At 62.0% G+C, this 22,795-nt stretch carries 10 protein-coding genes; 7 read left to right on the forward strand and 3 right to left on the reverse strand.

Annotation, left to right across the window (positions count from 1 at the left end):
* The first annotated feature begins 38 nt into the window (after positions 1–38).
* From AOA61_RS17955 to AOA61_RS17975, 5 genes are all read left to right on the forward strand, one after another.
* The gene (locus AOA61_RS17955; protein ID WP_099602288.1) at positions 39–2,564 is read left to right on the forward strand and encodes an acyl-CoA dehydrogenase; all 2,526 of its coding nucleotides are present in this window, start codon (positions 39–41) and stop codon (positions 2,562–2,564) included.
* Positions 2,565–2,713: 149 nt separating this feature from the next.
* Positions 2,714–4,057 (forward strand): 3-oxoacyl-ACP reductase, encoded by a 1,344-nt coding sequence (locus AOA61_RS17960; RefSeq protein ID WP_099602289.1) that lies wholly within the window; start codon positions 2,714–2,716, stop codon positions 4,055–4,057.
* Positions 4,058–4,060: 3 nt separating this feature from the next.
* Complete coding sequence (locus AOA61_RS17965; RefSeq protein WP_099602290.1) at positions 4,061–4,951, forward strand: MaoC/PaaZ C-terminal domain-containing protein; 891 nt, start codon at positions 4,061–4,063, stop codon at positions 4,949–4,951.
* Complete coding sequence (locus AOA61_RS17970; protein ID WP_099602291.1) at positions 4,948–6,246, forward strand: acetyl-CoA C-acetyltransferase; 1,299 nt, start codon at positions 4,948–4,950, stop codon at positions 6,244–6,246. The genes AOA61_RS17965 and AOA61_RS17970 overlap by 4 nt, the downstream gene beginning before the upstream one ends.
* A gap of 31 nt (positions 6,247–6,277) precedes the next feature.
* Complete coding sequence (locus tag AOA61_RS17975) at positions 6,278–7,981, forward strand: AMP-binding protein (RefSeq protein WP_099602292.1); 1,704 nt, start codon at positions 6,278–6,280, stop codon at positions 7,979–7,981.
* A gap of 132 nt (positions 7,982–8,113) precedes the next feature.
* On the opposite strand, the gene AOA61_RS17980 is transcribed toward AOA61_RS17975, so the two are convergent.
* The gene (locus AOA61_RS17980) at positions 8,114–9,229 is read right to left on the reverse strand and encodes a Gfo/Idh/MocA family protein (RefSeq protein ID WP_032886496.1); all 1,116 of its coding nucleotides are present in this window, start codon (positions 9,227–9,229) and stop codon (positions 8,114–8,116) included.
* Between the two features lie 307 nt (positions 9,230–9,536).
* Here AOA61_RS17980 and AOA61_RS17985 point away from each other — a divergent pair, with 307 nt between their 5' ends.
* Positions 9,537–10,577, forward strand: a complete 1,041-nt coding sequence (locus AOA61_RS17985) for a YCF48-related protein (protein ID WP_178075200.1) — start codon at positions 9,537–9,539, stop codon at positions 10,575–10,577.
* 15 nt (positions 10,578–10,592) lie between these two features.
* Positions 10,593–12,968 carry an RND family transporter gene (locus tag AOA61_RS17990; protein WP_032886494.1) on the forward strand — a complete coding sequence of 792 codons (2,376 nt, stop codon included), beginning with the start codon at positions 10,593–10,595 and terminating at the stop codon, positions 12,966–12,968.
* A gap of 50 nt (positions 12,969–13,018) precedes the next feature.
* On the opposite strand, the gene AOA61_RS17995 is transcribed toward AOA61_RS17990, so the two are convergent.
* Together AOA61_RS17995 and AOA61_RS18000 are read right to left on the reverse strand one after the other, a co-directional pair.
* Positions 13,019–17,911 (reverse strand): DUF6543 domain-containing protein, encoded by a 4,893-nt coding sequence (locus AOA61_RS17995; RefSeq protein ID WP_099602294.1) that lies wholly within the window; start codon positions 17,909–17,911, stop codon positions 13,019–13,021.
* A 114-nt stretch (positions 17,912–18,025) separates the two neighbouring features.
* Positions 18,026–22,645: a hypothetical protein gene (locus AOA61_RS18000; protein ID WP_143521219.1), complete on the reverse strand. Its 4,620-nt coding sequence runs from the start codon at positions 22,643–22,645 to the stop codon at positions 18,026–18,028.
* Positions 22,646–22,795: the final 150 nt, after the last annotated feature.

Here is a 22,795-nt window from a genome sequence, read left to right on the forward strand (position 1 = left end):
CACGTAAACCACGCCCTGAATCGAGTAGAGGTATCCCCATGGTTATCTGGTTATTGGTGGGTTTCGCAGCCGCGATTGCCCTGGCGTATCGACAAGCTGCCGCGACCCTGTGGTTAGGGGCCGGCTTGATCTGGTTGGCACTGGGTTACGTGTTCAACGTGGTGGCAGGTTTTGGGGCCAGCGTCGCGGCGCTGCTGGTGATAGCGCCCGCGTTGCTGATGACGATCAAACCCCTGCGTCGCACCTTGCTCACCAGCAAGGCCCTCGGCCTCTTTCGCACGATCATGCCGGCAATGTCCGACACCGAGCGTGCGGCTATCGAGTCCGGTACCGTGTGGTGGGACGCCGAGTTGTTCAGCGGCAAACCCGATTGGCAGCGCCTGTTGCAAGCCGCGCCGGCCAGCCTCAGCGCCGAGGAGCAAGCCTTCCTCGACAATGAAGTGGAAACCTTGTGCGACATCGCCAACGACTGGGAAACCACCCAGGTCTGGCAGGACATGTCCCCCGAAGGCTGGCAGTACACCAAGGATGCCGGTTTCCTCGGCATGATCATTCCCAAGCAGTACGGCGGCAAAGGCTTCTCCCACTATGCCCATTCGCAAGTGGTGATGAAGCTGTCGACGCGCTGCTCGGCGGCGGCGATTTCGGTGATGGTGCCCAACTCCCTCGGCCCGGCCGAGCTGTTGTTGCACTACGGCACCGACGCCCAACGTAATTACTACCTGCCGCGCCTGGCTCGGGGTGAAGACATCCCGTGCTTTGCCCTGACCAGCCCGTATGCGGGCTCGGATGCCGGGGCCATTCCGGACCTGGGTATTGTCTGCAAGGGCATGCACGAGGGCGAAGAAGTGCTGGGTTTCAAAGTGACTTGGGACAAGCGCTATATCACCCTCGGCCCCATCGCCACCGTGCTGGGCCTGGCGTTTCGCGCTGAAGACCCGGACGGCTTGCTGGGCCCGAAAGGTTCGCTCGGCATCACCTGCGCACTGATCCCCACGTCCCACCCCGGCGTAAACAGCGGTCGCCGCCATTGGCCACTTAACGCCGTATTCCAGAACGGCCCAACCACCGGCAAGGACGTCTTCATCCCGTTGGAATGGGTGATCGGCGGCCGTGAGCAAGTCGGTAATGGCTGGCGCATGCTGATGGAGTGCCTAGCAGCAGGCCGTGCCATTTCGTTGCCGTCGGCCAACGTCGGCCTGGCCAAGGTTGCGGTGCGTGGCACTACGGCTTATGCCGCGATGCGCAAGCAGTTCGGCCTGCCCATCGGCAAGTTCGAAGGGGTGCAGGCACCTCTGGCGCGCATGGCCGGGCATTTGTATGCCTGCGATGCGGTGCGCAAGGTCTCGGTAGCGTCCCTGGATGCCGGCGAGAAACCTTCGGTGATCTCCGCCATTGCGAAGTACCACGTCACCGAGCGTGCGCGAATCATCGTCAACGACGGCATGGACATCGTCGCCGGCAAGGGCATTTGCATGGGCCCGAATAACTTCCTGGCCCGTGCGTATCAGCAAAGCCCCATCGCCATCACGGTGGAAGGCGCGAATATCATGACGCGCTGCCTCATCATCTTTGGCCAGGGCCTGATCCGTTGCCATCCCTATGTGTTCCGTGAGATGGAAGCGGCGCGCAACCCGGACCGGCGCAAGGCGCTGGAAGACTTTGACAGCGCGATGTTCGGCCACGTGAGTTTCGTGCTGGCCAACACCGTACGTGCGGCGGTGCATTCGCTGACAGGCGGCCGTCTGATTTCCGCACCTGCCAAGACCGACCCCGCGCTGGCGTCCTACTACCGCCAGGCCAATCGTCTGTCGGTGGTGCTGGCGCTGATCTCGGACATTTCCATGGGTGTGCTGGGCGGTGCCCTCAAGCGCAAGGAAAGTATCACCGGGCGTCTGGGGGATATTCTGTCGCAGCTGTACATTTTGTCCTGCGTGCTCAAGCGTTTCGAGGATGACGGCCGGCCTCAGTCAGACCTGCCGCTGGTGCACTGGTCGGCTCAGGATGCGCTAGTGCGTGCTCATGAAGCCCTTGCCGAAGTGCTGGAAAACTACCCCTCCAAAGCCGCCGCCGCCGTGGTGCGCGGCCTGACGTTCCCGTTCGGCATTCCGCTGCGCAAACCGTCGGATCGCCTACTGGCCCAGGTGGCCGATGTGGTGCAGACACCGGGCGATACCCGTGACCGGTTGTTGGCCAATTCCTACATTCCACGTCCGGAAATCGACAAGTTGGCGTATGGCGAGTTGGGCTTCCGTCTGCTGCCACAAGTGGAGCTGATCGACGCCCGGCTCAAGCCTGCCATCAAGCAAGGCGTGCTCGAACCGATGCCTATTTCCGCCACGGCTTTCACCACCTGGCGCGTCAAGGCCAGGGCGCTGGACTTGATCAGCGACGACGAAGACGCCTTGCTCGCGCGCTATGTGGAATACGCCGACCACGGTATCCAGGTGGATGACTTCCCGCAGGACTTTGGTTTGCTGGAGGCCTTGCAGCAGCGCAAGCAGGCGTTGGAACCGGCCACCAAGCGGCGCAGCAGCCAAAGCGAAAACGCCTCGGTCAACTAGGACAAACGCGGCCAGTGTGGGAGGGCGCTTGCACCCGATAGCAATCCATCAGTCACCGACTCATTGGCTGAACCACCGCTATCGGGGGCATGCCCCTCCCACATGGATCGGGTTTACAAGGTCAGAATGTGTTGTGAGTGAATGCTGATATGAGTGACAGCTACCTATCGTTCGTCAATTCCCCCTGGGGCCGTCGCCTGGCCCAGGCAGTGGGCTTGCCCCAGCCCGTGCCGTTGCAACGCCATCGCAGCGGTCAGCCGGGCCTGGCTAATCCGGTGATTGTCGCCGGGGCAGGGCGCCTGGCCTCCCAGGTGCACCAGGTCTTCAGCGCCACCGACACGGTCGCGGCTACCCCGGCAACGCTCAAGGCGCCGTCCACGGTCAAGGCCCAGGGCGCGGTGTATGACGCCAGCGCGGTGGTCGACCTTAAACAGTTGGATGAGCTGTACGTATTCTTCCACGCCAACGCCAAGCGCCTGGGCCAACACGCACGGGTGGTGGTGCTCGGCACTGCACCGGAGCATTGCGCGGACTTGCCCCACGCCGTCGCCCAACGCGCCCTCGAAGGGCTGGTGCGTTCGCTGGCCAAGGAGCTGCGTCGGGCGATCACCGTCCAGTTGCTTTATGTTGCGCCAGGCGCCGAAGACGGGTTGGACAGCAGCCTGCGTTTCTTCCTGTCGCGCCGTTCGGCCTATGTGTCGGGGCAAGTGGTGCGATTGGAAAAACCGGTAGATGGCAACCCTAGTGTCAACTGGGACAAGCCTTTCGCTGGCCGACGTGCACTGGTCACTGGCGCTTCCCGTGGCATCGGCTTGGCCATCGCCCAGGTCTTGGCACGTGAAGGTGCGCACGTGGTGTGTGTGGACGTGCCCCAGGCCCAGCAATCGTTGGAACAGGCCGCCGCCAGCGTCGATGGTTCAGCGTTGCCCCTGGACATCACCGCGCCGGACGCAGCCTCGTCGTTGCTGGCCCACGTCAGCCAATACGGCGCGTTCGATGTGGTGGCGCACAACGCCGGCATCACCCGCGACAAGACCATCGCAAAAATGCCCGAAGCGGCCTGGCGCGATGTGTTGGCGGTCAACCTCGAAGCACCGTTGCACCTGAGCACCGCATTGATGGAAAACCAGGGGCTTAATCCCGGTGGGCGCATTGTGTGTGTGTCATCGATTTCCGGTATTGCCGGCAACCTTGGCCAAAGCAACTACGCCACCTCCAAGGCTGGCGTGATCGGCCTGGTGCAAGGCCTCGCGACGCGCGCCGCCACGCAGCAGGTGACGGTGAATGCCGTGGCGCCGGGGTTTATCGAGACCCAGATGACAGCAAAGATCCCCCTGATGATTCGCGAAGCAGGGCGGCGCATGAACTCTATGAGCCAGGGCGGGCAGCCCATCGATGTGGCCGAGACCATCGCCTGGTTGGCGCATCCCGCGTCGGGTGGCGTCAATGGCCAGGTCGTTCGTGTGTGCGGCCAAAGTCTGCTGGGAGCCTGAGCCATGGACTACGTGACCCAGATTATCGACCCGCCGCCCTCGCGCACCCAGTTGTTGCTGGATGGCGTGCGCGCCCTGCGTAAGCCCAAGTTCGACGGCGCGCCGGTACTGCCCAAGGAGCGGCTGGTGCGCTCGGCGGTGGGGTTATCCGCCGCCGGCATCGCCGCCTATGGCCGTGCCTGCGGGTTCCGGCGCGAGCAGGGTGTGCCGCTGTCCTATCCCCATGTGCTGGCGTTCCCGCTGCACTTGATGCTGTTGACCCGGCCAAGCTTCCCGTACCCGGCCAGCGGCATGGTGCACTTGGCCAATCGCATTCGTCAGCACCAGCGCCTGCACGAAGGTCAGGCCTTGCGCCTGGAGGTGTATGCCGAGCGCTGGGTCGCCCATCCCAAGGGCCAGGCGCTGAGCATCGCCACACGCGCTTACAGCGCCGGCACCCTGGCGTGGGAAAGCGACAGCCTCTACCTACGCCGCGACGTAAAAGACCCGATTGGCGAGCCCTGGGGCGACGCGTTGCCATTGCAGGAACACGGCCTGCTGCGCACCCAGCGCTGGGTTTTACCCGCCGACCTGGGCCGGCGCTTCGCCAAGGTTTCGGGGGATTTCAACCCAATCCACACCTCGGTGATCGGCGCAAAACTCTTCGGTTTCCGCCGCGCCATCGCCCACGGCATGTGGACGCTTGGCCGCGCTTTGGCCGCCCAGCAACCGCCCGGTGGATTGGATCAGGCCGAAGCCCATTGCGACTTCAAGTTGCCGATCTTTTTGCCCGGCCAAGTTGCCCTGTGGCAACACCCTGTGAACGGCCCGCGTCGCGAATTCGAAGTGCGCAATTTCGCCGGCGACAAACCCCATATGCGGGGGCTATTTGTCTGGAATGAGAGCCATACATGAGTGACTACAGCTTCAATCCGGCCCCGACCCGCCGCGTGGCGATTATCGGCGGCAACCGTATCCCTTTTGCCCGTTCCAACACGGTGTACGCCCACGACAGCAACCAGGATTTGCTGGTAGCGGCGCTGCAAGGCTTGGTCGACCGTTACAACCTGCATGGCCAGCGCCTGGGCGAGTTTGCCGCCGGCGCGGTGATCAAGCATTCGCGGGATTTCAACCTCGCACGTGAGTCCCTGCTATCAACCACCTTGTCCCCCGAGACCCCGGCCTACGATCTGCAACAAGCCTGCGGCACGGGCCTGGAAGCGGCATTGTTGGTGGCGAATAAAATCGCCCTGGGCCAGATCGAAGTAGGCATTGCCGGTGGCGCCGATACCACCTCCGACGCCCCCATCGGCATCAACGAATCCTTGCGCCATACCTTGCTCGCAGCCAACCGCGCCAAGGGCTTGGGCGACAACCTCAAGGCTTTGCTGAAGGCGCGGCCGTCGATGTTCTTCAAACCGCTGCTGCCACGCAACGGCGAGCCGCGCACCGGTTTGTCCATGGGCGAGCACTGCGAAGAAATGGCCAAGCGCTGGCAGATCAAGCGCCTGGCCCAAGATGAGCTGACCCTCACTAGCCACCAACGCCTGGATGCCGCGTACAAACGCGGTTTCTTCGAGGACCTGATCAGCCCCCACCGCGGCCTGACCCGTGACAACAATCTGCGGGCCGACGCCAGCCTGGAAAAACTCGCCGGTCTATCCCCAGCCTACGACCGCCAGAACGGCACGCTCACAGCGGGCAACTCCACGCCCCTGACCGATGGCGCCTCGGTGGTGCTGCTGGCCAGCGAAGAGTGGGCGGCCGCGAACGGCTGGCCGGTGCTGGCTTACCTACGCACCGGCGAAACCGCCGCGGTGAGTTTTGTCGACGGCACCGAAGGCCTGCTGATGGCCCCGGTCTATGCCGTGCCGCGGATGCTCAAGCGCGAAGGCCTGAGCTTTGCCGACTTCGATTTTTTCGAAATCCACGAAGCCTTTGCCGCTCAGGTGTTGTGCACCCTCAAGGCCTGGGAAGACGCCGACTATTGCCGCGAACGCCTGGGCCTCGACGCGCCGCTGGGCGTCATCGACCGCGCCAAAATGAACGTCAACGGCGGTTCCCTCGGCTGCGGTCATCCGTTTGCCGCCACCGGTGGCCGGCAATTGGCGGCGTTGGCCAAGGCCATCCACGAGCGCGGCGGCGGGCGCGGGTTGATCTCGATCTGTGCAGCGGGCGGGCTGGGCATTACCGCCATTGTCGAAAAGTAGCGCTACCCAAAATAACAATAAGGAGACTGCCATGAACGCTATCAGCCAGGAACACACCGAACGCGTGTGGTTGAACGCTTATCTGCCCGGCGTCCCGGCAGACATTGATGCCGCGATTGAGGAATACCCATCGCTGCGGGAAGTATTCCTGGAGCACCTGGAAAAATTCCGTGAGCGCGTGGCTTACGTCAGCATCGGCACCGAAATGACTTACGCCGACTGGCAGGTCCAAGGCATTGCGTTTGCCGCCTGGCTCCAGGGCCAGGGCGTACAGCCGGGCGACCGTGTGGCGCTGATGATGCCCAATTGCTTGCAGTACCCGATCTGCCTGCTCGGCACCATCCTGGCTGGCGCGGTGGTGGTCAACGTCAACCCGCTGTACACCGCCCACGAACTCAAACACTTGCTCAAGGACAGCGGCGCCGAGACGGTGGTGATCTTCGAAAACTTCGCCCACACCCTGGAGAAGGTTGTGGCTGGCAGCAGCGTCAAGCGCGTGGTAATCGCGGCCATCGGCGACTTGCTCGGCACCTTCAAGGGCGCGGCAATGAACTTCATCCTGCGCAGCGTGCAGAAGCAGGTACCCGCGTTCAAGCTGCCGGGGGCGGTACGTTTCAATCGGGTGTTGAAACAGGGGCGGGCCCTCAACCACTTTCCGGTGAGCATGGCCCTGGATGACCTGGCCTTCCTGCAATACACCGGCGGCACCACTGGCGACGCCAAAGGCGTGATGCTCAGCCACCGTAATATCATCGCCAACCTGCTGCAGGCCAAGGCGTGGGTCGGCGACCAACTGGACCAACACAAGCAGGAAACCAACGTCACGTTGCTGCCGCTGTACCACATCTTTTCCCTGACGGTGAACTGCCTGATGTTCATGTGCCTGGGCGGGCGCAACATCCTCATCGCGAACCCTCGGGATGTGAAGCGGGTGCAGATGATCCTGCGCAAGGAGCGCTTCAACGGCATTGCCGGGGTCAACACACTGTTTAACGGCTTGCTGGAAAACAAGGAGTTCTGCGCGCGGGACTTTTCCGACCTGCGCATGGTGATCGCCGGCGGCATGGCCACGCATACGGCGGTGGCCAAGCGCTGGAAGGAAGTCACTGGGCTGCCGATCATCGAAGGTTATGGCCTGACCGAGTGCTCGCCGGTAGTGAGCATCAGCCCGATCAACATTGCGCGCATGCGCGAGATGGAATTCACCGGCAGCATCGGTGTGCCGTTGCCGTCCACCTGGGTGCGCTTTATGCGTGAGGACGGTGAACTCGCCGACATTGGCGAGCAGGGCGAACTGCAAGTGCGTGGCCCGCAGGTGATGCAGGGCTACTGGAAACGCCCCGAGGCAACCGCCGAGGTGCTGGATGCGCAGGGCTGGTTGTCCACCGGCGATATTGGTGTGATGGACGAGCGCGGCTATATCCGCCTGGTGGATCGCAAGAAGGACATGATCCTGGTCTCGGGCTTCAACGTGTATCCGAATGAAATCGAAGACGTGGTGGCGATGCACCCTGGCGTAGGCGAAGTAGCCGCGATTGGCGTGGAGGACGGCGTCACGGGCGAGAAAGTGAAGATCATCGTGGTGCGCAAGGACCCGAACCTGACCCAGGAACAGATCCTCGCCCATTGCCGGGAATACCTGACGGGCTACAAGGTGCCCAGGTATGTGGAGTTTCGCACCACCGAGTTGCCTAAAACCACCGTGGGTAAAGTGCTGCGCCGAGCCTTGCGCTGATTTAAATGTGTAGGCGATCTAAATGTGTAAGTGATCTAAATGTGGGAGGGGGCTTGCTCCCGATGGCGGTGGCCCAGTTGGGACATCTTCGTCTGACACACCGCCATCGGGAGCAAGCCCCCTCCCACATGTTCAAACCGAGTTCACGTTGACCCAACGTTCTTCCTGGGCAGCCACGCGAATCGCCGTCGCCAACCGCTCCACCTCCCACGCCGCTTCAAAGTCGGTGCCATCGGTCCCCTGGCCTGCGACGGCCATGATCAATTCTTGCACTTCCAGGGTCTTTAACTCGTTGTAGCCAAGTTGGTGTCCCGCTGCCGGGCTGAACGCCGCATAACCGGGCAGGGAAGGGCCGGCCAGCAAGCGTTGGAAGCCGTCCTGGCCGACACGGCACAGGCGAAGCTCATTCAAGCGCTCCTGATCGAACGCCAAGGTGCCTTTGGTGCCGCTGATCTCGAAGCTCAAGTGGTTCTTGTAGCCATGTTTGAGCCAACTGCTGCTCACCGTGCCGCGCGCGCCATTGGCGAAACGCAGCAGGGCGTGTACCTGGTCATCCACGGCGATAGGTTTGAGTTCGTTGCTGCCTTTGACAGCCGGGCGTTGAACGTGGACGGTCTGGGTATCGGCGCAGACGCTGACCACATCCCCGACCAGATAGCGCGCCATCGACAGCAAGTGGCTGCCCAAGTCCGCCAGGGCGCCGCCGGCGTGTTCCACTTCGCAGCGCCAGGACCAGGGTGATGTTGGGTCAGCCATAAAGTCTTCGCTGAACTCGCCCTGGAAGCTGATGAGGTCACCCAACTCGCCACTGGCGATCAATTGCCGCGCCAAGGTGATCATCGGGTTGTGTTGATAGTTGTAGCCCACCCGGGTTACTACCCCGGCGGCACTGGCGGCGCGGCGCATGGCGTCGGCCTGTTCCAGGCTCACGGCCAGGGGTTTTTCGCAATACACCGCTTTGCCGGCGGCAATCGCGGCCATCGCCATGGGGTAGTGCAGGTGGTTGGGGGTGGTGATGGCCACGATATCGACCTTGGGGTCGTTGATCAGCGCCTGCCAGTCGCCATGGGCGTGATCAAACCCCCAGGACGAGGCGCAGTGCTGGGCGCGTTCGGTGTCGGCATCGGCCAGGGCGGCCAGCTTCAGGGTGACAGGCAGTTCAAACACCGCCCGGGCATTGTTGAACGCCAAGGCGTGGGCGCGGCCCATGAAGCCTGTGCCGATCAAGCCGATTCCGAGTTCACGCATAGCCGTGGTCCTTTGGATTATTGTTTTCAGGATGTACATTAATGGAATAAAAATTCCTATATTTCAATAGATGGAATAAAAATTCATTAACGCCTCGGTAATCACCTTGGCGAATGCAGCTATATTCACCAAGTGGCCAAAAGCCGCCAGTTAACAAAAGATAACGTAGCGCCGATTGTCAGACGATTCCAAAGCCCGATAGGATGGCCCCTGCTTCCTTCAGGCGCTCTAGATTGCAGGTTTCAGAGCCCGGGAAGGCAAGACCTAACAATAATAAATGGGAGAAAGGTCTATGAGTGAGCCTGTCATGGGTTGGGTTGTTTGCCGCCCACGCGCCGCACGCAGGGTTGCGTTGCTGGCCACAGCGCTCTCGTTGCTGGCCGGTGCTGCGTTGACGACACCGGTGCTGGCAGCCAGCGATACCCCCGCAACGCCAGCGTTTGCGATTGAGTCCCCCAAGGCCGCCAAAGGCCTGATGATCGACGTGGTGCATGCCGGCAAGCGCCTGGTAGCCGTCGGTGATCGCGGGCATATCCTCTATTCCGATAACCAGGGCTCTACCTGGACCCAAGCCAAAGTCCCCACCCGCCAATTGCTCACGGCAGTGTTTTTCGTCGACGACAAACATGGCTGGGCGGTAGGCCACGATGCGCAAATTCTCGCCAGCACCGACGGCGGCGCCACCTGGGCCCAGCAATACCAGGACCTCAAGCGCGAAGCGCCGCTGCTCGATGTGTGGTTCAAAGACGCCAATCACGGCCTGGCCGTCGGCGCTTACGGTGCATTGATCGAAACCACCGATGGCGGCAAGAGCTGGAACGACGTCAGCGACCGCCTCGACAACGAAGACCAGTTCCACCTCAACGCCATCGCCCAGATCAAAGACGCCGGCCTGTTTATCGTCGGCGAGCAGGGCAGCATGTTCCGCTCCAGTGACGACGGGCAGACCTGGGAAAAACTCGAAGGCCCTTATGAAGGTTCGCTGTTCGGTGTAATCAGCACCGCGCAACCGCAAACCCTGCTGGCCTTCGGCCTGCGCGGCAATCTGTACCGTTCCACCGATTTCGGCAGCACCTGGGAGCAGGTTGAGTTGAACGCCACCCGTGGCGCCTTGGAGTTTGGTTTGTCGGGCGCGACCTTGCTGGATGACGGCGCAATCGTGGTGGTCGGCAACGGTGGCAGCGTGGTGGTCAGCCACGACGATGGTCAGACCTTCAGCGTGTTCAACCGCCCTGACCGTATTTCACTGTCGTCGGTGACGGCGGCGGGCAATGGCAACTTGATTCTGGCCGGGCAGGGTGGCGTTCGCGTATCGACGCCGACTGGCGCTGAGCTCGTAAAACAATAAGAAGGCGGGGACAGAATGAGCAGTCATCACAACGATAAAGCGACCTTTCTTGAGCGCCTGATTTTCAACAATCGCCCGGCAGTGATCGTCATCTGCCTGCTGGTGAGCGTGTTCCTGTTCTGGCAGGCGACGCTGATTCGTCCGTCCACCAGCTTTGAAAAGATGATCCCCCTCAAGCACCCCTTCATCGAAAAGATGATGGAACACCGCAACGACTTGGCCAACCTGGGCAACACCGTGCGCATCTCGGTGGAGGCCAAGGACGGTGACATCTTCACGAAGGAGTACATGGAGACCCTGAGGCAGATCAACGACGAGGTGTTCTACATCTCCGGCGTCGACCGCTCGGGCCTCAAGTCGCTGTGGAGTCCTAGCGTGCGCTGGACCGAAGTGACCGAAGAGGGGTTCGCCGGCGGTGAGGTGATCCCCCAAAGCTACAACGGCTCGGCGCAAAGCCTCGATCAACTGCGCAATAACGTACTCAAGTCCGGCCAGGTCGGGCGCTTGGTCGCCAACGATTTCAAGTCGAGCATCGTGGATATCCCGCTGCTGGAGTCCTATCCGGACCCACAGGATCAGGGCAAGTTGCTGGCCCTGGACTATCGCAAGTTCTCCCATGAACTCGAAGACAAGATCCGCGACAAGTTCGAAGCCCAGAACCCCAACGTCAAGATCCACATCGTGGGCTTTGCCAAGAAGGTCGGCGACCTGATCGACGGCCTGGTAATGGTGGTGCTGTTCTTCGGCATCGCATTCGTCATCACCCTGATTCTGCTGCTGTGGTTCACCAACTGCCTGCGCAGCACCATCGCGGTGTTGAGCACCACCTTGGTTGCGGTGGTCTGGCAACTGGGGTTGATGCACTTCTTCGGCTTCGGGCTGGACCCGTATTCGATGCTGGTGCCGTTCCTGATTTTCGCCATCGGTATTTCCCATGGCGTGCAGAAGATCAACGGTATCGCCCTGCAATCCAGCGAGGCCGACAACGCGTTGACGGCTGCACGGCGGACCTTTCGTCAACTGTTCCTGCCGGGGATGATCGCGATCCTGGCGGATGCGGTCGGGTTCATTACGCTGTTGATCATCGACATCGGCGTGATCCGTGAACTGGCCATCGGCGCGTCCATCGGCGTGGCGGTGATCGTGTTCACCAACTTGATCCTGCTGCCGGTGGCGATTTCCTATGTCGGCATCAGCAAGCGCGCCATCGCCAAGAGCAAGAAAGACGCAAACCGCGAGCATCCGTTCTGGCGCCTGCTGTCCAAATTCGCCAGCGCCAAAGTCGCGCCAGTGTCGGTCCTGCTGGCCCTGGTTGCCTTTGGCGGCGGCCTCTGGTACAGCCAGAACCTCAAGATCGGCGACTTGGACCAAGGTGCACCGGAGCTGCGCCCGGACTCGCGCTACAACAAAGACAACAACTTCATCATCAGCAATTACTCCACCAGCTCCGACGTGCTGGTGGTGATGGTCAAGACCAAGGCCGAAGGCTGCTCGCGGTATGAAGCCATGGCGCCCATCGATCAGTTGATGTGGAAGATGCAGAACACCGAGGGCGTGCAGTCGGCGATCTCGCTGGTGACCGTGTCCAAGCAGATGATCAAGGGCATGAACGAGGGCAACCTGAAATGGGAAACCCTGTCGCGTAACCCGGACGTGCTGAACAACTCCATTGCCCGCGCCGACGGCCTGTACAACAACAACTGCTCACTGGCGCCGGTGCTGGTGTTCCTCAACGACCACAAGGCCGAAACCCTCGACCGCGCCGTGCATGCGGTGCAGGACTTCGCCAAGGAAAACAACAAGGACGGCCTGGAATTCATCCTCGCCGCCGGTAACGCCGGGATCGAAGCTGCCACCAACGAGGTCATCAAGGAGTCGGAACTGACCATCCTGATCCTGGTGTACCTGTGCGTGGCGACCATGTGCATGATCACCTTCCGCTCGTGGGCCGCGACCCTGTGCATCGTGCTGCCACTGGTGCTCACCTCGGTACTGGGCAACGCGCTGATGGCGTTCATGGGCATCGGCGTCAAGGTCGCGACCTTGCCGGTGGTGGCGTTGGGCGTGGGGATTGGCGTGGACTACGGCATCTACATCTACAGCCGCCTGGAAAGTTTCCTGCGTGCCGGGTTGCCGTTGCAGGAAGCCTATTACCAGACGCTCAAATCCACCGGTAAAGCCGTGCTGTTTACCGGCCTATGCCTGGCCATCGGCGTGTGCACCTGGATCTTCTCGGCCATCAAGTTCCAGGCCGACATGGGCCTGATGCTCACCTTCATGCTGCTGTGGAACATGTTCGGTGCACTGTGGCTGCTGCCGGCACTGGCGCGCTTCCTGATCAAACCCGAGAAGCTGGCGGGGCAGAAGGGCAATTCGCTGTTTGCCCACTGAACCCAAGGCGGTGCACAACGTCCGGCGTCAGCGACGCCGGACGTTGTGGGTCAATTGATTGTTGGCGCGATAGCCAGGAAGAGCTGGTCCTGGGGCGGCGCGATCAATACGTACAGGATTCTTTCCACCGGGTCGGCCCCTGCCGCCTGCTCACTGCGCAATTTCGCCTGGACATGTTCCTTGAGCAAATCCTTTTGCGTGTATTTGCGCTGGCTGGCCAGTTTCAAGTGGGCTCGCGTATAGCGCTCAGGCGGCGCGTCGGCGGTGGCGTAGTGAAAGTGGGCATACCACAGCACACTGGGCGGCTTTTGCGCTTTGTCGTACACCGCGTATTCGGTGAAGAAATCCCCGCTGAGGGTTGGCCGCTGCGGGTCTGCCAGGCTGGTCAGGTTGATATCGATCTCCTTGTGTCGCCAGAGGTAATCGAGGCTTTCCAGGGTTGGCCACTGGCGTTTGTAGGCGTCGCTGCACAGTCGTGTGGCCATGCGCTGCATGTCCCTGGCGTTGGCGCGGTAGCGATCGATGGCGTCCTGCGCCCTGGGCTGGTCGCTGTGATCCCGTGCGATTTCATCCGCAAGTGCGTTGAGTCTATCGGCCTGTCCGGTGAGCAACTCATCCCAGTCGGCCGGGTTGACGTCTTGCCGGGTGAGGGCGGACTCCAGCTTCTTCTGTTGGGCACTGATCAGCCGTTCGATCTCGGGGCGTTGCCGCAGCACTTTCTCGCCCTGGTCTTTGAGCATTGCCAGGGTAGAGGCCGGCGCCGCCGGTTCGGGGGCGGCCATGGGTTGCTGGGGCGTTTCCACCCAACTGCCGGCATCATCCGCGTCGAAGGTGGTCAGGGGTTCACCGGTCAGGCTATTGGTAATGGTGAGCCGTTCGCGAGGGTGTAGACCATCGACAGGTTTCAGCTCGCCGATCCAGTACGTGCGCGTACGGGTTTTGAAGATGCGTTTGGCCGGCTCTTTCGGCCTGAGCAACGTGGCGGCGGATGCTTCGACCTCCAGTGCTTCCTGGCTGCGCACCACACTTTCCAGCTCGTTTTCAGCCAGCGTCCGCGCCCGACTCAGCCCGGCCAGCAGGCGTTCGGCCACGGGGTGTACGCGTTGCGGATTGATGAACGTGAGCGCCTCGATGGCCTGCTCGTAGCTGCGGTACTTGTCCAGGATTGTGCCGTACAGCAATCGTTGCTCATCCAGCGGATAACCGCTGCTGCTGCGCACTTCGGTATGTGACAGCAAGGCCTGGCCCAGGCTCGAATTGTTTAGATGGTCGATGTACAGCGCCTCCAGCGGCGACACCTCCAGCGCCGACAATTTCACGACCACCCACGAGAGCGGGATCAGCGCATGCATCTCCAAATTCTGCGCAAAAAAGTGCTGGAACGTCGTAATTTTGGACAACGCTTGCGTGCGCAACACACGTCCGGCCACGGAGTCCTGTTCCAGCAACTCAAGGGTGGTTTCCATCTCGCGCGAGCGGGCCGCCATGCGTTGAACGACGTCCGCCAGTTCAATCGAGCGGGTCACATGTTCGTTATACGCCCAGGGGCGACCTTCGCGCAGTTCCTCGCGCATCCGGCTGGCCAGGTGGCTCATGGGCTCGCCACGCTCAGTGAACATAAAGGTGTCGGCCCATTTCTGCAGGTGGACATGCGTGCGCATTTGCTCGTCCCAAAGCGTTTTGAGCGTGATGGCCTGGTCCTGGACATGGGGGCCGGCACCCGCGTATTTCTGCAGGTCCTGACCTACCTTGTACAGCTCGATGCGCTTTGGCAGTACCTTGGCGTAACTCTGCTCGAGTTTATCCAGGACCACCTCATAGTCGGTGCGCGCCTTCGAATAGGCCGCTATCTCCTGCTGATGCCGTGCTTCGATCGCGGGTCTCTGCGCATCGGTGGCTTTTTGCAGCAGGTTCCACACCAGTTTCAACGTAGTGGTCTGCTTGATCAGGACCGCGCGGTTATTGTTAAGGCGGGTCAACCAATCTCTGAACTCGGCCATGTCCGGGGAAATCTGCGCATTGAGCGTGTCCATCCGGTCCTTCAATTGCACCGCCTGGCGACGATTCTCCTCGCGCAGCGTTGCCAGGCGCTTGGGCCCGCCGCCCGCCAGCTTGAGCCCGCGGTCTAGGGTCCAGTGGCCCTTGCCATCGGTGCGCAGCTTGATGCCGGGGTGATCGGGTTTGTTCGGGTCAATGATGAATACGTCGTCCGCGTCCGGGGTAATGTTGACGCGAAACAGCAGGCCGCCCACCGTGGCGTGCCAGCGCTGGCCGATCTTGAACAACCCGCGATAAGGGCCGAGCGCGACGGGGTCCGGGGCGTGTTCAGGCCAGGGCACATTGACCTCCAGCAGTTTCCTTAACAAACGTGTCGCGGCCCTGTCGCTGGCCAGGGAGCGGTCGATATCCAACAGGGTGCGGCCGCCGCCGGGCGGTTCGGCAGGCAAGCCGATGATGCCCCGTTGCACCACGGCCGGGGTCGAGATGGCCTGGCCCTGCGGATGTTGCAATGGCAACCGTGGGATCTCCGCTTGCGCAGGGGGCTGCGCTACGTGATCGGGTATCCCCAGGTGAATCAGAACCATGCTGGTGTTGAGCAGCAGGTCGACCCACGCCAGTTCACGGGCAATCGGGTCTTGGCTTTCCAGGGCTGGTATGTCCTGCTTGAGGCTCAGGGCCAACTGCATGAACCAGCCCACCGCTGCCAAGGGCCCACGCACCAGCATCAGCAAGGTGTTGAAGCCCAGTTGCAGGCCTTCGAGAATCAGCGCCCAGCGGCTTTCGGTGTTGGACGTCGAGTCGCGGTCGGCTTGCTCCTGCAGTTGCCGCGCTTCGCACTCGTACAGGTAGTCCATCAGTTGGTTGTTGCCCAGCGCCTGGAGGATTTGATCGCTGCTTTCATCACTCGGCGGGGCCAGCGTCGCGGGGCGTGGAATGGACGGCAAGGGGTCGAACTCGGAACCTATGCCGCTGACACGCACGTAATGGGGTTCCCGGAACCCGCCGTTGCTGTACACCGCTCTGGCAGGGTCTTCCATCCAGGCCAGGACGCTGTCCTGCAGCTCGCCGGGCTCGGCGATGGCGGCCAGCAGACTGGCGCGGTCGGTGAATTCCAACAGCGAATCCCGATACGCCGGGCGATACAACAAGCGCGGGCCTGGCTGCCCGTTGCGCGGCTCGATGATGAACATATTTTGCACCCCGTCCGCCTTGGCGCCGGGCTTGCGTTGAAAGGCGAGCACACGCATGACCACTTCATCCATGCCCGCCCAGCGCTCGGTACTGTGGGTGCCCAGCACTGCTTCGACATAGCGCAGCCCTCGCGACGTAAGCCCGCCCTGGCCTTTGATCTTGTATTCCAGGGCCTGGGTTTTCAGGTCGATGGGACGCTGCACAAGGAACAGCCGCTTGCGCTCTTGCGCCTGGGCGTCCTCGCCCAGCAGTGACTGGTGAAGGTAAGCCGGGTAGTTGCGCCCGACATCGATGCGCTGCACCAGCGCGAGCAGGTACTCCGGGGTCAGGCTGCTGTCGACCGGTTGGCCATCCGCATGGCGCACCGTCATGCGGCCGGCAGGTTTACCTGAAAGGTTCTTGAGCGCCAGGTCGACCAGGCTCATTGACATGCGGTCGATGTAGCCACTTTGCAGGGTGCCCACCGGCACTTCGAAGGTCAGTTGCAGTGCGTCGGCCCGGTAGGCGCCCCGGGCAAGTTCCTTGCAGCTGCGTTCGCCGTGTTCGGTGGCGTTGCGGTCCAGGCACAGTTGGTGATCCAGATGGCTGGCGGCATAGCTGCGAATATCCTCGAGATCATCGAGGTAGTGTTTGCCTTGATTCAGACGCCGAAGGCTGGCCTGTTCGAGCAGGCACTGAGAAAACGCGAAACGATCGGCCGCCGAGGCGTTTTGCAGCCAGCCGGGCAGGGCCGTCTCGATCGACGGCGCGGGATGGCTGGCGATGGCGGGTGAGTCGGTGAACAGGCTGGCCAGGTCGGTGATTGCCGCAAACTGCTGTTCCAACGCCTTGACGCTGGTGCCCGCAGGCAGGCGCAGATTGGCCAGGTTCTCCAGTTGCCGATCCAATACCAGCGCCGCCTGCACTTCGAAAATATCGCCATCGGGCTCGTACAGGCGCCAAGTGATGGTGTCGGCCATCCCCTCTGCCTGCATGCGTTTGCCCCATGCCTCGCCGAATGCATCCAGGCTGGCGTAGGAATCGATCTGGCCGGATAAACCGCACAGCAGCACGCGCGTGCCGCTGACCAGCAGAATATCGCTGGCCTGCTGCGTCAGTGATGTGCTGCCTTGTACAAGCTGGGTTTCCAGGGTGTAGGCGTGGATCGCATTGGCAGGCCATGGCTGCTCGGTCCTGGTTTCTCGGCTGGGATAGTCGGCCAGGGTGCTGAGTATCTGCAGTTGCTGGGTGTCGTCCCCCGATTGACGGACGGCGCTGGCCCTGAATGCGCCGCGCAGCACTTCGGACAACCATTGCCAGCGACTGACGCCGGTATCGCTGTCCTGTTCCCAATACGCGGCCAGCGCCTCTTGGGCCCCGACAAACAGGATCAAGGGCAGTTCCCGTATCGCGTTTTCGAAGACTTTCAGATCGTAGCTGCGCTCGCCATCGGCCTGAAACGTGAGTCGGCTGCCGGTGGCGTCGCTCAGGTAGGCGTCCAACCCGTAACTCAATGAAAGGTCGGGAAAATGGCCGTCGGCAAGGAATTGCAGCGCCACATCCAGCAGCGGCCGCAGAGCTCGGCCGCCCCCCTCACGGGGGAGCGCCATGTACAGATCCGAAGGGGCGATGGACAGGGGCGGGTAGTGTTCTTTCAGGGTGCGGGCCAGCATTTCTGCAACTACCGACCGCAGGGCGGGGCGCGTTGAAAACTGCCCCTTTATCACGGTTTTCAGCAGGTTTTCCGCCGGGATCGGCGTGACGATTGGCATGAAAGGTATTCCTTTACGTTGGATAAGCGAATGCCCGCCTAACCTAACGCCAACGCCACGCCTGATGCGGTAGCCCGATAGTGCACACGTGCGCGAACGGCTCGGGCCGGTTTATTACGGGAACGATAAGAACCAGCGCTGCGCCAGCGCCTTGCCAATCAAGCCTCGGTGTACGTCGACCACTGCCTGCGGGCCCTGCGCCTTGGCGAGCAACGAGTAATAGCTTTGCTTGCGCTGTTCGCGGGTTTTCACGTGCGCGGCGGTGTAATCGGCCCCTGCGGTGTCTGCGGTGGGGTAGTGAAAATGCGCATACCACACCGGGTAGCCTTTGGGATCATTGATCGCGTACTCCTGGATGAAGTCCTGGCGCTCACCCTTCAATCGGGTCCGCCCGCCCAACTTGGCCACGTTGACCTGGCGCTGGTTGAGCAGGTATTCCAGATTGCCGTGGGTGGGCGGCAGTTCCAGGCTCAGTTGGTGCCGCAATGTCTGGCCCAAGGCACTCAAGCGTTCACCGGCCTTACGCATGTCGCTGGCCAGTGCCTGGTCAGCGGTGGTCCTGGCACTCTCGGGCTGAGCGGCGATGGCCTGGTCCAACTCGGTGGCGAGTTTGTCATAGCGAGCCGCTTCGTAATCCAGGACCTCCTGGACCTCCTGGGGGTGCCTGCTGCTTTTTTTGTAATGCTCGGCCCTGCGCAGATGATCATCCAGCATGGCCAGCAACTTGCGCGCTTCACCCTTGACCTGGCTCAGGCTGCGCGGTGGGACGGGCGCCTGGGGCGGCGTCTGCACCACATACTCGACCCATACATCGCCCTGCTGTGAATAGCTCTCTACCACTTGCCGGGTGTTCTCGTTGCGTACTTCGACCACTTCAACGTTGTGCACCCGCTGCACGTCGCCGATCAGCGTGCCCCTGCGCCGGGTCTTGATTACCCGTTTTGCCGATGTGGCCGCCGGGGCCTGAGCCGGCACAGGCCTGGGCGGCTGGCTGCTGGTGTGTGCAATCGGTCTGACCTCCCTGGACAGACGTTGTGTTACCTCGTCGTAGAGCCCGCGGACCAGGTTCAGCAACCGGCCGCTGAACGTCGCATCCAGGCCCTCGACGTCGACAATTTCCAACCCGAGCAACCCATCCAGCGCACGGCCGTAATGCTCCACCAGACTTTCCAACACACTCAGCCGATCACTGGGCGACAGCACCAGGCCGTTGAGTTCGGCGTGGGTGCGTACCTGCTGCTGCAGCGGGCTGACAATGTTATCCATCGCCTTGAACAGCGGGTGCCCGAAATCCTTCACGCTCAGGTATTTCAAGGTGCGCAGTTGCAAGTCCTTGATGGACAGCGCGCTGATCTCGTTCACCCGATTGGCAGTCATCTCGTTGAATCGTTTGGCGCCGCTGGAGCCCATTGACTGCATGTGTTCAAGGTGGCGCGCCTGGCGTTCAAGCCAGCGGATACTGCGCTCGTTGATGTCCGCCAGTTGGGACGTGAACTGGCGATAGCGGTTGCGTTCAAGCACGACTGCCACATTGAAACCGGGACCTTCACGCCGGAACTGCGGGTGGGCGCGGTACAGGTCTTCTCTGTCGAGCTCGGCAATGGCCACATGTTTACGAGCATTGAGAACGGCGTCGTGCAACAGGTCCAGGGTTTTTGTCAGCGATAAGGGAACGTTTAAGGCTTCACGCTCCTTGAGGCTGTCCAGGATCTGCTGCTGGTGCTGGCTTTGTTTCTCAAGGGCGGCATCGTACTGCTGACGCGCCTCTGCCAGTGGCTTGCCGCTTAAACCGGCCAGCCGGGCTTCTGCCTTGTCGACCTCGGGCTGAGTTTGCAAGTAGGCCTGAAGGTCGTCCTCCAATGCCTTGACGCGGTTGGCCTTGCGCTCGCGCTCGGCAGCGATGCGCTTTGGCGGCATGCCACCGCGCAGGCGCAGCCGGGAGTCCACTGACCAGATGCCCTGGCCGTCGTCGCGCAGGTAAGGGCCAGGCCGTTGGGCATCGGTGGGGTCGGTAATTCGCACGCTGCCATCGTCCTCCAGGTTGACGCGGAACAGGTCGCTGTCGACCTGCGCATGCCAGCGGTTATCGATGAGGTACAAGCCCTTGCGCGGGCCATTCAAGACCGGCTGTGGCAGGTCGCCCGGCATCGGCACCTTGAGTGACGCGAGGTTGGCGCGCTGGCTGGGTGTAAGGCGATAACGGGCCTGGGCATAACTGAAATCCACCGCGGTGTGCAAGCCTTGTGGCTGCACGCCGGGCAATGCAACGGTGCCTTGGCGAATCCGTGCAGGTGCGGGCGCCGGCCATGCCTGCGGGCGTCGCTGCGGCACGCGTGGCGCCACGGCTGGGCGCGGGGCGGTGGGGGCCAGCGGGGATTCCAGCAGCAGTGTTGCGACAGTGAGCAACAGGTCGATCGCGCCTTGCTCGCGAGACGTGGCGGATGAACTGTCCAGCAACTGAATGTCCTGGCTGAGGCTGCTGTACAGCGCCAACAACCACCCCACTATCATTGATGGGCCTGACAGAAGTGGTTGAAGCAAGCTGCCGAACAACAAACTCCCGCCCTCCATCAGCACCTGCCAGCGACTTTCACTGTTGGACGTGGACTCGCGCTCGGCCTGTTCAATCAAGGCCCGGCTGTGGTCGCTGAACAGGTAAGTCATCAGCCGCCCGGTGACCAGGCACTGGTGCAGTTCGTCGTTGGCGCCGTCGCTGGCGAATGTCGCCGGTGGCGGCGTGCGGCGCGGCGCGAACTCATCGCCCTGGCCAAAACGCAGATAATGGGGCTCCTGAAAACCGCCGTGGTCGTAAATCGGTCGGGCGGTATCGGATAACCAGGTCAGGACACTGGTTTGCAATTCACCCGGTTGCGCAATGGCCTGGAACAGCGCCGCCCGGCTGGAGAACTCCTGCAATGCCTGGGCATACAAGGGCCGGTAAAGCAGATGCGGGCCGCGTTCACTGTCCTGGAACTCGATCAAGTACATGGCGCTGACCTTGTCGGCCTTTGCGCCGGGGCTGCGCAAAAAGGACAGGTGACGGATCACCACTGGCTTGCCGTCGACCTTCTGTTCGGCGCTGCTCCCTTGCATCAACGCCGCCACCATACGGGCGCCTTGTGGCGTGATGCCGGCTTCGCCCTTGAGGCTCAGTTCCAGCGCCAGCAAGCACAGTTGCATCGGCTGCTGAGCGGCGAACAGTGTTTCCCGCTCCCGCGCCTGAGGCGTGTCGCTCAACAGCGCTTGCTTGAGCAATTCGGGGTAGTGCTTGCCGATGTCGACGCGCTTGATCAATCCGTTGCCGCCAATCACCGTTTCGCGGGTCAACCAGGCCGGTAATGGTGTGCCCTGGCGATGGGCTATGGACAACTCTCCGCTGGGCAGGCCTGCCAGGTTCTTGAGCGCCAGTTCCGTCAGGCTCATGTGGACACGTTCGACAATACCCACGGTGCCTGGGTAGCCCGCGGCAACGACGAACGTCAGTTGCAGGTCATCAGGGTGCAGGGCCACTTGCCCGGTGGTGTCACCGGCAGCGCTCGCCTCATGGTCAAGTGCTTGCTGCAGGGCATGCACGGTGTAGGTGTGGATATCGTCGATGCCGGTGAGAAAAGAGCGCCCACCCGCCCGCTGTTTGGCGGTGGCCAGGGCCAGGCTGTATTGCCGGTATCGCTCACGGTATCCGGGGGCCGCATCGCGCAAGGCATCCGGCAACCGAGCGCGCACGGCATCGAGGGTGCGGACGGCGCCGTCTTGCGCATCCAGGAAAAACTCGCCGGGGTCGGTGAGCCGCAGGTACAGCGCCTGCAGGGTTTCCTGCCGTTTTTCCAGGGGCAGTTTCAGAGCGGCCAGGCGTTCCATTTGCAGGTTAAACAGCGTCGTGGCCTGGTAATCAAAGATCGAGCCCTCGGGCTCGTAACGATTGCAGGTGATCGTCTCTGCCTCGTACTGGGCAGCGGCGCGCTCGCCCCAGGCAAGGGTGAAGGCATCCATGGACGAGAACCCCTCGACACGCCCGCCGGGGGAACACAGCAGAACCGGCGCCTTGCCGTTGATGGCACGCGTCAGTAGCAACTGCTCTGACAACACGCGCGTGGTTTGGCCTGCGTTATCCAGTTGTGTCTCCAGGCTGTAGGCGTATACCGCGTGCTCACCATATCGCGCGATCCGCTGTTCGCGGTCCGGGGTGCCAATGAGTTGGTCAAGGGTCTGCCGCACGTCCGCATCCAGGTCGGTCTGACGCAAGGCGCTGGCTTGCAGGGTGGTCATGAGCATGTCGCTGAGCCAACGCCAGCGGCTGCCGCCTGTGCCCGAGGGCTCATTCCAGTAATGGGCCAGTGCGTCCTGTGCGGCAATGGGCAGTGTCGAACACAGATCCTGGATCAGCGATTGGACCACCGTCATCTCCAGCTTTTCGCGGGTCAGGCCCGGCAGTTTCAGGCGTTTGGGCGGTACGTCCGAGAGGTAGTGATCGATACCGTACGCCTCACTGAGATCCAATGGCCCGATACCGGCGAGGTAATTGAAGATGACGTCCATCAATGGCTGAAACGTCCAGCCCTTAGTCGCTTGCGGGATTGCCAGGTGCGTAAGGGCCAGGTCAATGCTCAACGAGGGGTAGCGTTCGCGCAGGGCGTTGCCGAGCAGGGTCTGGACCAAGGGCATGAGGCTCGGGCGGGTGGCGAACTGGCGGCTGACGGCCTGGACGGTTAGGGGAGGAGACGATAACGGTTGCATAGGGATGAAAATCCTTTTCGTGCGGATGCGGGCTTCAATCGCAGTGGCCGGGGTGCTGGTCGGTGGGCCATGCGCCACGGATGTGGACCAAGAATGGCAAGTCGGCGCACGCGCTGGCGGTATCCGGATATCGTTGGGCAACGCGATGGG

Source organism: Pseudomonas sp. 2995-1 (assembly GCF_002742505.1).
Classification (GTDB): Bacteria; Pseudomonadota; Gammaproteobacteria; order Pseudomonadales; family Pseudomonadaceae; genus Aquipseudomonas; species Aquipseudomonas sivasensis.

Bases quoted from the DNA above. Each gene is read 5' to 3' on its own strand.
- AOA61_RS17955 (WP_099602288.1), top strand. From the start codon at position 39: ATGGTTATCTGGTTATTGGTGGGTTTCGCAGCCGCGATTGCCCTGGCG.
- AOA61_RS17960 (WP_099602289.1), top strand. From the start codon at position 2,714: ATGAGTGACAGCTACCTATCGTTCGTCAATTCCCCCTGGGGCCGTCGC.
- AOA61_RS17965 (WP_099602290.1), top strand. From the start codon at position 4,061: ATGGACTACGTGACCCAGATTATCGACCCGCCGCCCTCGCGCACCCAG.
- AOA61_RS17970 (WP_099602291.1), top strand. From the start codon at position 4,948: ATGAGTGACTACAGCTTCAATCCGGCCCCGACCCGCCGCGTGGCGATT.
- AOA61_RS17975 (WP_099602292.1), top strand. From the start codon at position 6,278: ATGAACGCTATCAGCCAGGAACACACCGAACGCGTGTGGTTGAACGCT.
- AOA61_RS17980 (WP_032886496.1), bottom strand. From the start codon at position 9,229: ATGCGTGAACTCGGAATCGGCTTGATCGGCACAGGCTTCATGGGCCGC.
- AOA61_RS17985 (WP_178075200.1), top strand. From the start codon at position 9,537: ATGGGTTGGGTTGTTTGCCGCCCACGCGCCGCACGCAGGGTTGCGTTG.
- AOA61_RS17990 (WP_032886494.1), top strand. From the start codon at position 10,593: ATGAGCAGTCATCACAACGATAAAGCGACCTTTCTTGAGCGCCTGATT.
- AOA61_RS17995 (WP_099602294.1), bottom strand. From the start codon at position 17,911: ATGCCAATCGTCACGCCGATCCCGGCGGAAAACCTGCTGAAAACCGTG.
- AOA61_RS18000 (WP_143521219.1), bottom strand. From the start codon at position 22,645: ATGCAACCGTTATCGTCTCCTCCCCTAACCGTCCAGGCCGTCAGCCGC.